Raw genomic sequence first — 13,729 nt, forward strand, 5'->3', positions numbered from 1 at the left:
ATAAATGCTTTACGCCTATTAACCTGTTTTGGGGTTAATAGGCTTTTTGCATTGTGATGCATTTTTCAGCTAAGTTAGCGATAGGCTTGTTTTTAGGGACTGTTTTAGAAGTAAGCATATAGCTATTTAGTTTTTTATTTTTGAGAAGGCGCTGTGTTTTCTTAATGTGAATACGCGAAATAATTATGAATATATTAGATTTTTCAATAGTTGCTCTTTACCTTGGTGCCTTATTGGTAATGGGGTTTATGCTACGCGAACAAACCAATAAAAGTGATTACTTTTTAGGAGGCAAAAGCTTAGGGTGGAAACCTTTAGCTTTGTCGGTAATGGCCACTCAGCTTTCGGCTATTAGCTTTATTTCGGCTCCTGCATTTGTTGGTTTGCGTGAAGGCGGTGGTATGCAATGGCTCTCGTATGAGTTAGGTGTGCCGCTGGCGATGATTTTAATTTTAGCGACTATTTTACCTAAGCTTTATAAAAGCGGCATTGTAAGTATTTATGATTACTTAGAAATGCGTTTTGGTCGTTCTACCCGTGTGCTTATTAGTGTGGTGTTTCAGTTTAGCCGCGCATTTGCCACCGGCATTATGATTTATGCGGTATCGCTTATTCTCCAAGGCACCATGGGCATAGAAGCATGGCAAGCCATTGTGCTTACCGGCGTGATCACGGTGTTATATTCACTGCAAGGCGGTATGAAAGCCGTGGTGTATGGTGATGCAATTCAAATGATCATCATTGTACTGGGTACTATTGCTTGTATTGGCTTTGGACTTTATCACTTAGGTGGGGTTGATACCTTTATTGCTAATGTTGATTCGAGCCGATTAGAAGCCATAAAATTTGATTCGTTTGGATTTAGTGGTGATGGCTTTGGTTTTTTACCTATGATTTTTGGTGGTGTGGTGCTTTACGCCTCTTACTATGGGTGTGACCAAACACAAGCGCAACGTGCACTTAGTGCAAAAGATCCTAAAAACTTACGCTACATGATTTTAGCCAACGGCGTAGTACGTTTTCCTATTACTATTTTATATTGTGTGTCGGGCTTAATTGTAGGCACACTGGCTATGAGCAATCCTGAGTTTTTAGCCAAAATTCCAGCCGATAACCCAGATTGGATGATGCCAATCTTTATTTTAGATTACTTACCACATGGCTTAATTGGTTTATTAGTGGTGGCTATTTTATCTGCGGCTATGTCATCACTTAGCTCTGCTATTAACTCGCTTTCGGCGGTAAGTATTGAAGACTACAGCCGTATTTCAAATAAAGAGCTAGACCAACCAACCTACTTAAAACTGGCTAAATACTTAGGGCTTATTTGGGGTGCAATTACGTTAATTTTATCGCTCTATGCCGGTGATATAGCACCTACTATTATTGAAGCCATTAACAAAGTAGGCTCGTTATTTTATGGCCCAATACTGGCGGTATTTTTAATTGCCGTAGTTAGTAAGCGCAGTGCTGCGATGCATGCAAACATAGGCTTAATTAGTGGTGTGTTAATTAACTTGTTGGTGTCAGTATTTGCGCCAGACGTATTTTGGTTTTGGTGGAACTTTATTGGCTTTGTGGCCACTGCGGTGATTACCCTTACGACAAGCATTGCGATTCCACGCGAAGTAAACGAGGTTGCTAAAGCGCAAAACGCTGAGACTATCTCAAACTCAATTTTAACCGGTAAAGATATCGTTATGCTGCTTAGCATGTTTGTTGTGATGGTATTAATTTGCCTAGCTATTCCATCAATTTTTTCGTGAGCGTTAACCCATGGATTCTAAAAAGTCATTTTTAATCGATTTATTTACCACGGCGGTAAATGCCTGTAAACCCAGTGCGTGTATGAGTAAGTACTTGGAAAATATAGATGCCAGTAATGGTTTATGTGTGGTGGGCGCCGGTAAGGCCGCCGCCGAAATGGCCGCAGAGGTTAACCGTTTTTATGGTGATAAATGCTTTGGTGCGGTAGTGACACGTTATGGTTACGAAAGTGCCGGCGATACTGGGCGCATTAAAGTGCTTAGTGCTAATCACCCAACGCCAGATGATAACAGCTTAGCAGCAAGTAAAGAGTTATTGGCGCTTGTAAAAAATAATCCGGCCGATATTCCCATTTTGTTTATTATATCGGGTGGCGGCTCGTCGCTTATGTGTTTGCCGGTAGATGATGTACCGTTTGAGCAAAAGCAGGCGCTTAATCAGTTTTTACTTAAAAGTGGTGCAAGCGTTGATGAAATTAACATTGTGCGCAAACAGCTCTCGCTTGTTAAAGGCGGTAAGTTAGCACAAGCGGCTAAGTCGGATTATGTCACGCTGATTATTTCGGATGTAGTAGGGGATAAGCCAAGTGACATTGCATCAGGCCCCACAATTAGTGATAACAGCACTAAAGCCGATGCGCTGGCTATTTTACAAAAGTACAACTGGCCGGTTATTAACGAAATTGAAGCGTATTTATTAAAGCCTGAGCAGCCACGTGCGGCTGATACTCAAGGCAAACACTTTATTGTGGCTAATGCCCAGCACGCGATTGACAGTGCTATTGATGTAGCGCAGCACCAAGGCTGGGATACGCAAGTACTTGGGTACGACATTCAAGGTGAGGCAAAAGAGGTTGCCCGCACACATGCTAAAATTGCCCTTGAGCAAAAAGCGCAAGGTAAGCGCGTTATGTTGTTCTCTGGCGGTGAGCTTACAGTAACGGTAGCCGATGTTTATGGTGATGGCGGCCCTAATCAAGAATACTTAATGGCATTGGCAGAGGCACTTAACGCCGAGGCGGGCATTTATGCCATAGCCTGTGATACCGATGGTGTAGATGGCAGTAAAGATGTTGCCGGTGCGTATATAAATAGCAGCACGATTGCGCGCGCACTTGATGCTGGCGAAAACTTACACGCTCAGTTAGAAGGCCATAATAGCCATCAGTTTTTTAAAGCCATTGATGATTTAATTATTACAGGGCCAACCAATACTAACGTTAACGATTTTAGAGTGATAGTGATTGAGTAGGCGCGCTCGCCTACTTGTTCTTTAAAGTGGTTTAACGTAACCTTGTGCTCCAATTTTATTAGGGTTAATAGCTATGTTTTCGCTAAATAACAGTAACTTATTACGCTCAGGATTTGAGCTTGGAAAAGGCGACAAACTTTTTCAAGACATTGAACGTGATATTATTAAGGTGGTGTTTTGGGAGCAATGCGTAACACAAAGCCATATTGTGAGCGCCACCCGAATTCCGCAGCAAACTGTCTCGCGTTTACTTAAATCGTTAACTCAGCATGGCGTAATAATGCAAACCGATACGCTTATCCCTAATAAAAAGGGTAAGCCTGGGTTTGGTATTGCGCTTAACCCCGAATACGGCTTTACCTTTGGCTTAGCTATTTTGCTTGATGCTATTTCTGTAGCGGTCATGGATTTTACCGGCAAAGTTATTTACACCCATATGCAGCTTATGTCAGACATGAGTATTAATAACGTACTTAAAAGTGCGCAAAAGCTGGTGGACGATATAAGCGCAGAGCATAACATTGCAAGCGAAAAAGTGCTGGGTATGGGCGTGGGTATATCGGGCTTTTTTAGTTCTATGGACGGGAAAATGAATACCCACCATATGCTAGAGGAGTGGTCGCAGGTTGATATTATCGATATTGTCTCTAAGCATTTTCAACTCCCTACGTGGGTGGTGAATGACGCTACAGGCGCCGCCGCTGGCGAAGGGGTTGCAGGTATAGGCCGCGAGTATAAAAACTTTGTGTATATGTTTGTCTCGGCGGCATTTGGAGGCGGAATCGTAAATAACGGCGATGTATTGCGTGGTACTTACGGTAATGCTGGCGAGCTTGGCGATATGTTACCGCCAAAGTTATACGCTCATCCCAATTTAGAGTTACTAAAGCGCATTTTGAAAAAAAATGGTGTAGCGGTTGATTCAATTTACGACTTGCACGATAACTTTGACCCAGAATGGCCAGGCGTTGAAGAGTGGCTATTTAAAGTTCAAGACTCGTTTGATTTAGTAGCAACTTGTTGCTCGGCGCTATTAGATGCAGAAGCCATTATTATTGGCGGCCATATACCTAAAGAGCTGGCCGAAAAAGTAATAGCGCGTACTGAGGTTTACGCACAATTTAGACGCGGTGCTAAACGCCCAATGCCTAAGCTGGTGGTCTCAAACATTAATAACTTTCCGGTCTCGATTGGTGCAGCCACTTTGCCATTTAGAGAGCTGTGTTTGTAGCTTAATAATAGAAACGTTAAAACAAAAAGCCGATATTGATTTATACAATATCGGCTTTTTTAGTATTTAAACCAAATTCTTAACTAAGTGTTATTACGAATGGGTTTTACTCTTCAACGAACGGTTCACCTTCTGTCATCCACTTAGCGGCTGGCTTGCCTTTTAAGTAATGGTCAAAGTACTGCATCATACGCACTGAAAAATCGACCTGATTAGGAAACTTTTTCAAATGATGTGGTTCACCTTCGTATTGTAAAAAGGTGGCGTCTTTACCCGCACGGCGCAGGGCTAAGTAATATTGCACGCCTTCGTGCCAAGGTACTGCGTCGTCTTTGTCTCCAAACATAATTAAAATAGGGGTATTTACTTTATCGGCAAAAAACACTGGTGAGTTTTCGATGTATAGCTCGGGTGCTTCAAATAAATTTTTACCTATGCGGCTTTGCCCTGTTTCGTACTGAAATTGACGCGCAAGGCCCGACTTTAAACGTATGCCGCTGTATGCGCTGGTCATGTTTGATACCGGCGCGCCCGATACAACCGCTTTAAACATATCTGTTTGAGTGATCATAAACGCACTTTGATAACCTGCCCATGAATGCCCTTGTAGGCCTATTTTATCTGGGTCGGCTATGCCTAGGTCTATAAGCTTTTGCGTGGCGTTGATCATGGTTTGCGTTGACGATTTACCTGGGTGGCCTATTTCAAAGCGAATATCAGGTAAAAAGATGGCGTAGCCATTTGAGGTAAACATAGGGAAGTTAGGACGATGATTTAGCTCCATTTTAGGAAAATCATACATGCGCTGGCTCATATAGCGGTAAAAATACACAACAACGGGTACTTTATCGCCTTTTTTGTAACCTGCAGGTTTAATTAATACCCCTTGTAGGTCTTCGCCATCAAAGCCCTTGTAGCTAATTAGCTCTGGCTTTTCGCCCCAGGCAAAATCTGCCATTTGTGGGTTTAAGTTGGTAACTTTTTTAGGTGCTGTAAAGTTAAAGTCGCTTTGGTAGTAATCAGGAAACTGATGATAGGTTTGCTCGGTAAATAGGTATTTATCGGCATGTTTTGCTTTTTTAACTACATCAATACGTTTTTTGCCACTCAATACGTTAGTAACCGTCTGTGAGGCTAAATCAAGCTTGACTACTTCACGTTGCTTTGATTGTAAGTTAACGGCTGATACAAGTAATGTATCGTTTTGGGCAAAGCCTACTTGGTTTTTATCAAGCTTAATAACGCGATATTGCGTATTGCTTGGTTTACCATTAGTTAAACGCTCAGCGCGTTGAGTGTTGACATCAAACGCCCAAATATCGTATTTGCTATAAACCAATACTTGGCTGCTGTTATTTAACCAACCTGCAAATCCATAGCCAGGTTGCGGTGATGGATAGTCGTGTTTGTCATCGGCAAACGTGGCATTAATAGCTTTGCTAAGGGCGGTAACTTTGTTGGTTTTTAAATCTTTAAGTTGTACTTGGCTTTGTGCAAAGTAGGCTGCGTAGCGCCCATTAGGTGCAAGGCTTGGTGTAAACGGTGAATTTTTAATAATGGGAGTTTGCTCACCGGTAATAATGTTTATGCTGTAGTAGTCGGCAAAAAAGCCACCGTACATAATTTTTTCTAGGTGGGCTTGGTTAGAATAGCCTAATACACTTTGGCTACGATTAGTGTTAAGCGCTAAATCTCTGACTTTTTCATTGCTTAGTTGTACTGCTTTTTGGCTTTTTAAATGAAAAACAGCGCTGTAATGGCGGTTTTTATTAACCTTGTTCCACTGTTGTTCTTCTCGTGGTTTTATTTGGGCATCGTTGTTGTGCCACACGTTTAGCGCTTTATGTTCACGAATCGTGTCAAAGTCATACAGTGATGCTTCGTCGGTGTACTCTTTTGCTTTTATTTTAGCGGCCAGCTTTGGGTGGTTTTCAAAATATAAGCGCTCGCCATTTTCAGACCAGCTAATCGATGCTGTTTTACCTATTACCCACTCTTTATTAGGGGAGTCAATAGTGCTAAGGGTGTTATTTTGCCAAAGCTTTAGAGAGTATTGTCTGCGACGCTCATCATCGTTTACGTAGTTACCGAGGTTAAATGCGGCTATTTCTTTATCAGGGTGCCAACTAATTGATTGTGCAACCACGCCTGGCTCATCAATTAATACGCTTTGCGCAAAGTTATTATTAAGTTCAAGCAGTACAAGCTGATTGTTGTTGCCATCACTAAAGCTTTGGTTGGCAAGTAGCTGTGCGCCACTTGGGTTTAGCGCATAACTAAATACATTATTTAAGCTGTGGGTGGTGCTGTTTTTTAAGTTTATTATTACTAGCTCAAAGCTTTTATCTTTTTTATCTGGTGTGATAGCGCTTTTTTCTTCGCTGTTATCTTCAGCAGGTGTGTCTTTTTCTGCTTTTTTATCAACTCGATAAGCAAGCCACTGGCCATTGTTACCTAAAACATAGTCTTTTACGTCGGCAAATTGCTGTTTCTCGCCGGTTTGGGTATTGACTAAAATGAGGTTATTTTTAAGTGATGACTTTTTCTCGCTGGTCTCTTGCTCAAGCAGGGTGGGTACTTGTGTAAATGCCACCCAATTAGCCGCTTTGTTAATAACGGGCTTGGTGCCGCGCTCCACGGTGCTAATAAGGGTATTTGTTGTTAAGTCATAAACCTGCCCATTTGCATTGCCACGGTAGGGTTTAGCGCTAAAGCTGAGGATTTTACCATCATCTGAAAGTTGGGTGTTTTTTGCGTACTTAAAATCGAATACGTCTTTAAATTCTAACGGCTTTTGAGCCCAAGCAGCCGGGCTCGCTAAGCTTGCAAGCAGTGCAGAGCTTAAAAAGGTGAGCGTTGTTTTCATTATTGATTCTCGTTTTTCACAGTACTTTTAATGTAATAAGTATTGTAGCGAGTTTGGTTTATATTTCGAGCGGATCAGATAAGCGGTATAAGAAAAGGGACGAAAGGGTAAACGTTAGCGCGATTAACTAGCGCTAACGGTAAAATAATAAAGTAAGGTTATAACCAAATTTTTTGTAGTTCAGGCCATTGTTTTTCAAATTGCGAACTTGGCTTTACTTTAAAGTCGCTGCGCACAAACTGGTTCATTTTACCTTCAACATAGGCAAGTAAAAAGTTAGCAAGGGTTAGTTCGTCACTTTGAAAGGTTTTACCTTCACGAAGTTTGCGCTCGCGCAGTACTTGTTTAAATTGCGTTTCTAGCTTTTCGAATAGCCCTTGTACACGTTCTCTTAAACGCTCTTGCTCGCCTTGCAGGGCGTCGCCGGTAAGTATGCGTGTAATACCTGGGTTTTTTTCTGCAAACGTTAGTAGCAACAACAAAATATTATAAACGCGTGTTTGGCTTTCTTTTTCGTTTTCTAAAATAAGGTTAATGCGCGATAAAAGCGTGTCTTCGATAAACTCTATTAGGCCTTCAAACATGCGTGCTTTACTTGGAAAGTGACGGTAAAGCGCAGCTTCAGACACGCCCACTTCAGCAGCAAGCTTTGCAGTTGTAATCCGTTGTCCTGGGCTGGTTTCTAACATTTGCGCGAGGGCTTGTAGTATTTGCTCTTTGCGATTACTTCTTTTTGTCGCAGGCATGAACCTTCCTTTTTTATTTGTTATTTTTAGCTGCTAATCATTTTTTGTTCAAATGAGTGGCTTATGTTAATGTTTTATTCAGTTTGTTTCCAGCACTTTATAGTTGCTTGGCAAGTTGTTTAATTACCTCAAGAGCAATGCGTGTTTTACTATTTACCGCAAGTGCTAACTGCTCATTTTGCCAGTAAAGTGTTAAAGCATTGTGATCGGAATTAAACCCTAAACCACTTTGCGATACATCGTTAGCGCAGATCATATCGAGATTTTTATTTTTAAGTTTACCCTTTGCATAGCTCTCCACATTTTGCGTTTCAGCAGCAAAACCCACAGTGTAAGGGCGGTTTTGCGCTAAGTTTGCCACGGCGGCTATTACATCGGGGTTTTTAACAAGGGTGAGGGTAAGCTCATCGCCTTGTTTTTTCATTTTTTGAGTTGCTACATTAGCCGCTCTATAATCGGCTACGGCTGCACAGCCAATAAAAGCATCAGAGAGTGGGGCATAGGTTAATGACTCATTTAATAGCTGCTCAGCGCTTTCAATGTTTATTAAATTAACGCCAACAGGGGCTTTGATAGTGACAGGCCCTGAAATTAAATTGACATGAGCACCAAGCTTTAAAGCGGCCTCGGCCAGGGCAAAGCCCATTTTTCCTGAGCTGTGATTAGAGATAAAACGCACAGGGTCAAGCGGCTCGCGGGTTGGCCCTGCCGTAATTGTAATGGTTTTACCTGCTAATAATTGCGGCTGCTCTGAAGCAGTGCACAAAGCCACAAGCTCATGCGGCTCTAGCATGCGCCCAGCACCTACATCGCCACAGGCTTGCTCACCTTTGCCTGGGCCCCAAATAAGTACGTCACGTGCTTTTAAAGTGGCTAAATTTGCTTGTGTTGCAGGGTGTGCATACATTTGCTGGTTCATTGCTGGGGCTATTGCCACTTTAGCAGGGGTAGCCAGTAATAGTGTGGTAAGTAAATCATCGGCTATGCCTGCGGCCATTTTGGCAATGGTATTACTCGTTGCAGGCGCGACTAAAATTAAATCAGCCCATTTGGCAAATTCTATGTGGCCCATAGCGGCCTCTGCTGAGGGGTCAAGTAATGAATCAGACACCATTTCACCACTCACCGCTTGCATAGTTAATGGGGTTATAAAATGCTTAGCTGACTCGCTCATAACTACTTTTACTTCGCAACCAGCCTCTTTTAAGCGCCTAACGAGCTCGGCACATTTATAGGCTGCGATGCCGCCGGTGATACCAAGTACGATTTTTTTGTTTGTTAAGTTAGTCATGAGTGTTTTTTGCTTGAGTGTATATGCAGGCTAAAATAACAAATCTTTGTGCTTTGAGCTAAGTTTTTAGGATTAAATAATCAGGCTAATTTTAAAAATTGCATTACAGTTATAAGACTGTTTTTTAATCATCAAGGATGAATAATGCAATTAACATCGTTACCTAACTCACTTCGCCCACGCGAAAAACTCATTGAAAAAGGCCCTAAAGCATTGACCGATGCTGAGTTATTAGCGATATTTTTGCGTACGGGCTTACCCGGTATGAATGTGATTGAGCTTGCACAGCACCTGCTTAACGAAAACAAAACATTGCATAATTTATTTAACGCCAGCCAAGATGAGTTTTGCGCACAAAAAGGGTTAGGGATGGCAAAATATGTGCAATTGCAAGCGGTGCTCGAGCTGAGTCAGCGTTACATGCAGGAGCGTTGCCAGCGCGATGCGGTGTTTAATTCGCCAAATGCGGTGTATGAATATTTAACGCTGCAAATGCGCGGGCTACAGCAAGAAGTGTTTATGGTGCTTTATCTCGATAGCCAAAACCGTTTAGTAAAAGACGAAATTTTGTTTTATGGCACGATAAACTCAGCCAGCGTTTACCCCAGAGAAGTTCTAAAAGCGGCCTTAAAAAATAATGCTGCGGCCATTATTTTGGCACACAATCACCCAAGCGGGATTGCCGAACCAAGCCAAGCAGATAAACTTATCACTAATAAATTACAACAAGCACTGCAATTAGTAGACATAAATGTGCTTGATCACATCATTGTGGGAGGAGAAACGTGTGTTTCTTTTGCACAGCGAGGCTTGATTTAAGGTTGCTTGATGAATAAGTGTGTTAAAAATGAGCGGTTTGGACGGTTTTAGCAAATTAGTTTAATTTAAATGCAGTTTTTACTTTCCCTAAGGGCATTCGATCTTTATAATTAGCCGCTATCAAATTTACATATGAGCTGGTTGGATAGATCAGTATTTGATCTTTGCCTGTAAAAGCTGTATAAAGAGCGCCCTTCGATTTATCTAGGGCACAAATACATGGCCTTAGGTTAAATTAAGCTCGAGCGAAGTTATTGGAGATATATAGACATGTCTAAAGTATGTCAAGTTACAGGTAAGCGTCCAACGGTTGGTAATCACCGTTCACACGCGAGAAACGCGACTAGACGTCGTTTCCTACCTAACCTACAAACACACCGTTTTTGGGTTGAAAGTGAAAAACGTTTTGTAACACTACGCACTACTACTAAAGGTATGCGTATTATCGATAAAAAAGGCATCGACGCGGTACTTACAGATATCCGTGCTCGCGGCGAAAAAGTTTAAGGAACTGAATCATGCGCGATAAAATCCGTTTAGTTTCAACTGCTGGTACTGGTTTTTTCTACACTACCGACAAAAACAAGCGTAATATGCCTGAAAAGATGGAAATCAAAAAGTTCGATCCTAAGGCTCGTAAACATGTGATTTTCAAAGAAGCTAAAATCAAGTAATTTAGTTTTCTTTCAGAATTGTAAAAACCCAGCTTATGCTGGGTTTTTTGTTTTTAGCACTTATCAATATTAAACAGCCCCTAAAATATTTTATTAAATCAACAGATATAATTTAGGCATAAAAAAACCTTGCAGGTAAAACCCACAAGGTCATTATTTTTACAGCTTACAGCTTACAGCTTACAGCTTACAGCTTACAGCTTACAGCTTACAGCTTGGCAAACACGTCTTGTAGTGGTGGCACTACTTGCTTTTTACGGCTTAATACACCGTCTAGCCATACTTTATCTTCGCTCGGCTTTTCACCGTAAGCTTGCTCTACAAGGTTTGCATCATCTGAAGCGATCAGCATTTGTGAGCCTTCTTTCATGATGTCGGTAAGCAGTAAAAATACTGAGTGGCGGTTGCCTTCAATTTTTAGCTTAGCAATATCGGCCTCTAAGTCTGCTTTAATTTCGTCAAACACTGCAAGGTCAATAACCTCTAGCTGGCCAATGCCCACTAGGTGACCGTTCATGTTGAAGTCTTTAAAGTCACGCATTACTAAGTCACGCACAGGGGTGTCTTCAACAGCTGACTTAACACGGAACATGTCCATGCCTAGTTCTTTAAAGTCTTCAATGCCGGCAATTTCTGCTAGTGCTTCTACACATTTAATATCAGCCGTTGTACAGGTTGGCGATTTAAAAATAACGGTATCGCTTAAAATTGCACATAGCATGATGCCAGCAATATCTTTAGGGATTTCTACGTTGTAGAAGTCATACATCATTTTAATAATGGTGTTTGAACAGCCTACCGGACGGATCCAACACTCAAGCGGTGTAGATGACGTTAAATCGCCTAGTTTATGGTGATCGACTACGCCAACAACACGTGCTTGGTCGATATCATCTGGTGCTTGTGTTTTTTCTGTGTGGTCAACAATATATACATCTTCGCCAGCGTAGCTTAATTTAAGCTCAGGTGCTTCGAAGCCAAATTTATCTAGGATAAATTGAGTTTCTGGTGACACTTCACCAAGGCGTGTTGGAATTGCTGGCTCATCGATTTGGTTTTTTAAATAAGCAAGTGCAATTGCACCACAAATTGAATCTGAATCTGGGATTTTATGGCCCACTACATACATAGACATTGACGGAACTCCTTTAAATTTGCCGATATTCTACCAAAGTCTGTGGCCTTTAACATATAGACAGTGCAATTAAGTTTTAGTTACACTTTAAAATCTTGAATTTACTGGGTGTATAAATATGCGACTGGGCCGCAAAGGTTGGAACAACGTTATTATTTTTTCGATGTTGATTATGATCTTCTTTTTAAATGGCTGGCATAAGCAGTTTTTAGGGGGCGAAGACGAGCCTACATTACAACCGGTACTGCCATTACAAAGTTTTGTGTTAACACTGAGCTTTGTTGATCAGAAAATTGAACGTATTGGTACAAGTTGGCGTACAACCGCATTAAAAGAAAATACGCCCGTGAGGTGGGATGCATCACAGCAGCAATTAGCTGAGCTAATTAACCATTGGCAAACGGCTGCGTTGATGCAGGTAAATGAGTCTGTTGTATTTAATCCAAACTCACCATTGTACGTGGCCACCTTTGAGTTGGCTGGCGAGCGCTTACCTTGGGTTTATTTACTGTACAAAGGTAACGGTAAGTATTATTTGTTGGAAAAAAATAGCCAGCGCGTGATGGGGCTTGATTTAGCGACTGCAAAGCAGTTATTTCCAAGTGTTGATTTTTCAAAAAGTGAGTTGCATTAATGCCTGAATTACCAGAGGTAGAAGTAAGTAGACTGGGGATCACCCCGCATGTAGAAAACCAGGTGGTGACGAAGGTAAATATTTATAATGCCAGCATGCGATGGCCTGTGCCCGATGATGTTTATCAGTTAGAAGGGTTGAAGGTAGAGCGAATTGAGCGCCGTGCAAAGTATTTATTGCTGCACTGTGACTTAGGGAGTGCTATTTTACATTTGGGAATGTCGGGTAATTTGCGCGTTGTGGATAAACGCGAGCCGCTTAAAAAGCATGATCATGTTGAGTTTGTTCTTAGTAATGACAAGGCATTGCGATTAAACGACCCACGCCGGTTTGGTTGCTGTTTATGGCAAGCACCGGGGGATGTTCATAAGTTACTCTCAAAACTTGGCCCTGAGCCGCTTACGGATGATTTTTTTGCAAAGCGTGTATACGAGCAATCGCGAAATAAAAAAGTCCCCGTGAAGCAATTTATTATGGATAACGCGGTGGTGGTGGGCGTAGGTAATATTTATGCCAATGAGTCGTTATTTAAGGCGGGGATACACCCAAAACGCGAAGCAGGCAAAGTATCGTTAAAGCGATATCAAACCCTGATCCCTATTATTAAAGACACTCTAGCAGCGGCAATAACACAAGGCGGTACAACCCTTAAAGACTTTGCCCAAAGTGATGGCAAACCAGGTTATTTTGCACAGCAGTTGTTAGTGTACGGGCGAAAAGGAGAGCCGTGCGTAACGTGTAAAACGCCACTTGAAGAAATTAGGCTAGGGCAGCGCAGTACGGTGTTTTGTAAGCACTGCCAAAAATAGCCGTGTTATAGCTCAAACGGTGCCACACCGACGGCTTTCATTTTATAGCCCACTTGGGCTATTTCACCAGACCAGGTTTCGGTACTGATAACGCCGGTAACAACAATCGCATCATACAGGCTCTCTATGGGTACGCCGCCTTTTACTGTTACATGAACGATTTGATTTGGCGGCGGGGGCGGTACGTGAATACACGCGCCAAAGTATGGCACAAGCAAAAACTCAGTAATGACTTCACTGTCGCCCTCAAGTGGGACAACAAACCCCGGTAAGCTCACTGATTGGCCATTTAATGCTTCAACCACAGGAGCATCTAGCTCTGGTTGCACCCAGTTTTGTTCACTGCCTTCGTGGTTAGCCTGTGCTTGGGTATCTATTTGTACATGCCCTTGTGGGATTAAATCTTCCCAAAAAATTTCTTTCGGCGGGTTTGCACTACTGACAAAGCTAATAAGTAGGCAGCTTACTAGCGTGCAGTAATAAAGCGCGGATTTAAAAAGTATCAT

Annotated in this window: 13 protein-coding genes; 8 read left to right on the forward strand and 5 right to left on the reverse strand. The window is 42.0% G+C overall.

Annotated elements, in window-relative coordinates:
- Positions 1–185: 185 nt before the first annotated feature.
- The 3 genes from PSH54_RS08710 (at position 186) to PSH54_RS08720 (ending at position 4,249) form a co-directional block, all read left to right on the forward strand.
- Complete coding sequence (locus PSH54_RS08710) at positions 186–1,766, forward strand: sodium:solute symporter (RefSeq protein WP_273605963.1); 1,581 nt, start codon at positions 186–188, stop codon at positions 1,764–1,766.
- Positions 1,767–1,776: 10 nt separating this feature from the next.
- A complete protein-coding gene (locus tag PSH54_RS08715; protein WP_273605964.1) occupies positions 1,777–3,018 on the forward strand; it encodes a glycerate kinase type-2 family protein in 1,242 nt (413 codons plus the stop codon).
- Between the two features lie 73 nt (positions 3,019–3,091).
- Positions 3,092–4,249 carry an ROK family transcriptional regulator gene (locus PSH54_RS08720; RefSeq protein WP_024031368.1) on the forward strand — a complete coding sequence of 386 codons (1,158 nt, stop codon included), beginning with the start codon at positions 3,092–3,094 and terminating at the stop codon, positions 4,247–4,249.
- A gap of 106 nt (positions 4,250–4,355) precedes the next feature.
- Here PSH54_RS08720 and PSH54_RS08725 read toward each other — a convergent pair whose 3' ends face one another.
- The 3 genes from PSH54_RS08725 to coaBC form a co-directional block, all read right to left on the reverse strand.
- Positions 4,356–7,115 carry a S9 family peptidase gene (locus tag PSH54_RS08725; protein WP_273605965.1) on the reverse strand — a complete coding sequence of 920 codons (2,760 nt, stop codon included), beginning with the start codon at positions 7,113–7,115 and terminating at the stop codon, positions 4,356–4,358.
- Between the two features lie 158 nt (positions 7,116–7,273).
- Complete coding sequence (gene slmA / locus PSH54_RS08730) at positions 7,274–7,861, reverse strand: nucleoid occlusion factor SlmA (RefSeq protein ID WP_004587943.1); 588 nt, start codon at positions 7,859–7,861, stop codon at positions 7,274–7,276.
- Between the two features lie 97 nt (positions 7,862–7,958).
- Positions 7,959–9,152, reverse strand: coding sequence for a bifunctional phosphopantothenoylcysteine decarboxylase/phosphopantothenate--cysteine ligase CoaBC (gene coaBC / locus PSH54_RS08735; protein ID WP_273605966.1), 1,194 nt, complete (start codon positions 9,150–9,152; stop codon positions 7,959–7,961).
- A 144-nt stretch (positions 9,153–9,296) separates the two neighbouring features.
- Here coaBC and radC point away from each other — a divergent pair, with 144 nt between their 5' ends.
- From radC to rpmG, 3 genes are all read left to right on the forward strand, one after another.
- Complete coding sequence (gene radC / locus PSH54_RS08740) at positions 9,297–9,971, forward strand: RadC family protein (protein WP_054982295.1); 675 nt, start codon at positions 9,297–9,299, stop codon at positions 9,969–9,971.
- Positions 9,972–10,241: 270 nt separating this feature from the next.
- Entirely contained in the window at positions 10,242–10,478 is a 237-nt protein-coding gene (rpmB, locus tag PSH54_RS08745) for a 50S ribosomal protein L28 (protein ID WP_004587946.1), read from the forward strand.
- Positions 10,479–10,489: 11 nt separating this feature from the next.
- Positions 10,490–10,645 (forward strand): 50S ribosomal protein L33, encoded by a 156-nt coding sequence (gene rpmG / locus PSH54_RS08750; protein WP_004587947.1) that lies wholly within the window; start codon positions 10,490–10,492, stop codon positions 10,643–10,645.
- A gap of 208 nt (positions 10,646–10,853) precedes the next feature.
- Here the strand turns inward: rpmG and PSH54_RS08755 are convergent, their stop codons facing one another.
- A complete protein-coding gene (locus tag PSH54_RS08755) occupies positions 10,854–11,780 on the reverse strand; it encodes a manganese-dependent inorganic pyrophosphatase (RefSeq protein ID WP_004589063.1) in 927 nt (308 codons plus the stop codon).
- A 118-nt stretch (positions 11,781–11,898) separates the two neighbouring features.
- On the opposite strand from PSH54_RS08755, the gene PSH54_RS08760 reads away from it, so the two are divergent.
- Positions 11,899–12,414: a hypothetical protein gene (locus tag PSH54_RS08760; RefSeq protein WP_004589064.1), complete on the forward strand. Its 516-nt coding sequence runs from the start codon at positions 11,899–11,901 to the stop codon at positions 12,412–12,414.
- A complete protein-coding gene (mutM, locus tag PSH54_RS08765) occupies positions 12,414–13,223 on the forward strand; it encodes a bifunctional DNA-formamidopyrimidine glycosylase/DNA-(apurinic or apyrimidinic site) lyase (protein ID WP_273605967.1) in 810 nt (269 codons plus the stop codon). The genes PSH54_RS08760 and mutM overlap by 1 nt, the downstream gene beginning before the upstream one ends.
- Positions 13,224–13,228: 5 nt before the next feature.
- Here the strand turns inward: mutM and PSH54_RS08770 are convergent, their stop codons facing one another.
- Complete coding sequence (locus PSH54_RS08770; protein ID WP_004589066.1) at positions 13,229–13,729, reverse strand: DUF3299 domain-containing protein; 501 nt, start codon at positions 13,727–13,729, stop codon at positions 13,229–13,231.

Source organism: Pseudoalteromonas sp. Angola-30, from assembly GCF_028599215.1.
Taxonomy (GTDB): domain Bacteria; phylum Pseudomonadota; class Gammaproteobacteria; order Enterobacterales; family Alteromonadaceae; genus Pseudoalteromonas; species Pseudoalteromonas atlantica.

Excerpts from the sequence above, each read along its gene's own strand:
- PSH54_RS08710 (WP_273605963.1), top strand. The coding sequence starts at position 186 with ATGAATATATTAGATTTTTCAATAGTTGCTCTTTACCTTGGTGCCTTA.
- PSH54_RS08715 (WP_273605964.1), top strand. The coding sequence starts at position 1,777 with ATGGATTCTAAAAAGTCATTTTTAATCGATTTATTTACCACGGCGGTA.
- PSH54_RS08720 (WP_024031368.1), top strand. The coding sequence starts at position 3,092 with ATGTTTTCGCTAAATAACAGTAACTTATTACGCTCAGGATTTGAGCTT.
- PSH54_RS08725 (WP_273605965.1), bottom strand. The coding sequence starts at position 7,115 with ATGAAAACAACGCTCACCTTTTTAAGCTCTGCACTGCTTGCAAGCTTA.
- slmA (WP_004587943.1), bottom strand. The coding sequence starts at position 7,861 with ATGCCTGCGACAAAAAGAAGTAATCGCAAAGAGCAAATACTACAAGCC.
- coaBC (WP_273605966.1), bottom strand. The coding sequence starts at position 9,152 with ATGACTAACTTAACAAACAAAAAAATCGTACTTGGTATCACCGGCGGC.
- radC (WP_054982295.1), top strand. The coding sequence starts at position 9,297 with ATGCAATTAACATCGTTACCTAACTCACTTCGCCCACGCGAAAAACTC.
- rpmB (WP_004587946.1), top strand. The coding sequence starts at position 10,242 with ATGTCTAAAGTATGTCAAGTTACAGGTAAGCGTCCAACGGTTGGTAAT.
- rpmG (WP_004587947.1), top strand. The coding sequence starts at position 10,490 with ATGCGCGATAAAATCCGTTTAGTTTCAACTGCTGGTACTGGTTTTTTC.
- PSH54_RS08755 (WP_004589063.1), bottom strand. The coding sequence starts at position 11,780 with ATGTCTATGTATGTAGTGGGCCATAAAATCCCAGATTCAGATTCAATT.
- PSH54_RS08760 (WP_004589064.1), top strand. The coding sequence starts at position 11,899 with ATGCGACTGGGCCGCAAAGGTTGGAACAACGTTATTATTTTTTCGATG.
- mutM (WP_273605967.1), top strand. The coding sequence starts at position 12,414 with ATGCCTGAATTACCAGAGGTAGAAGTAAGTAGACTGGGGATCACCCCG.
- PSH54_RS08770 (WP_004589066.1), bottom strand. The coding sequence starts at position 13,729 with ATGATACTTTTTAAATCCGCGCTTTATTACTGCACGCTAGTAAGCTGC.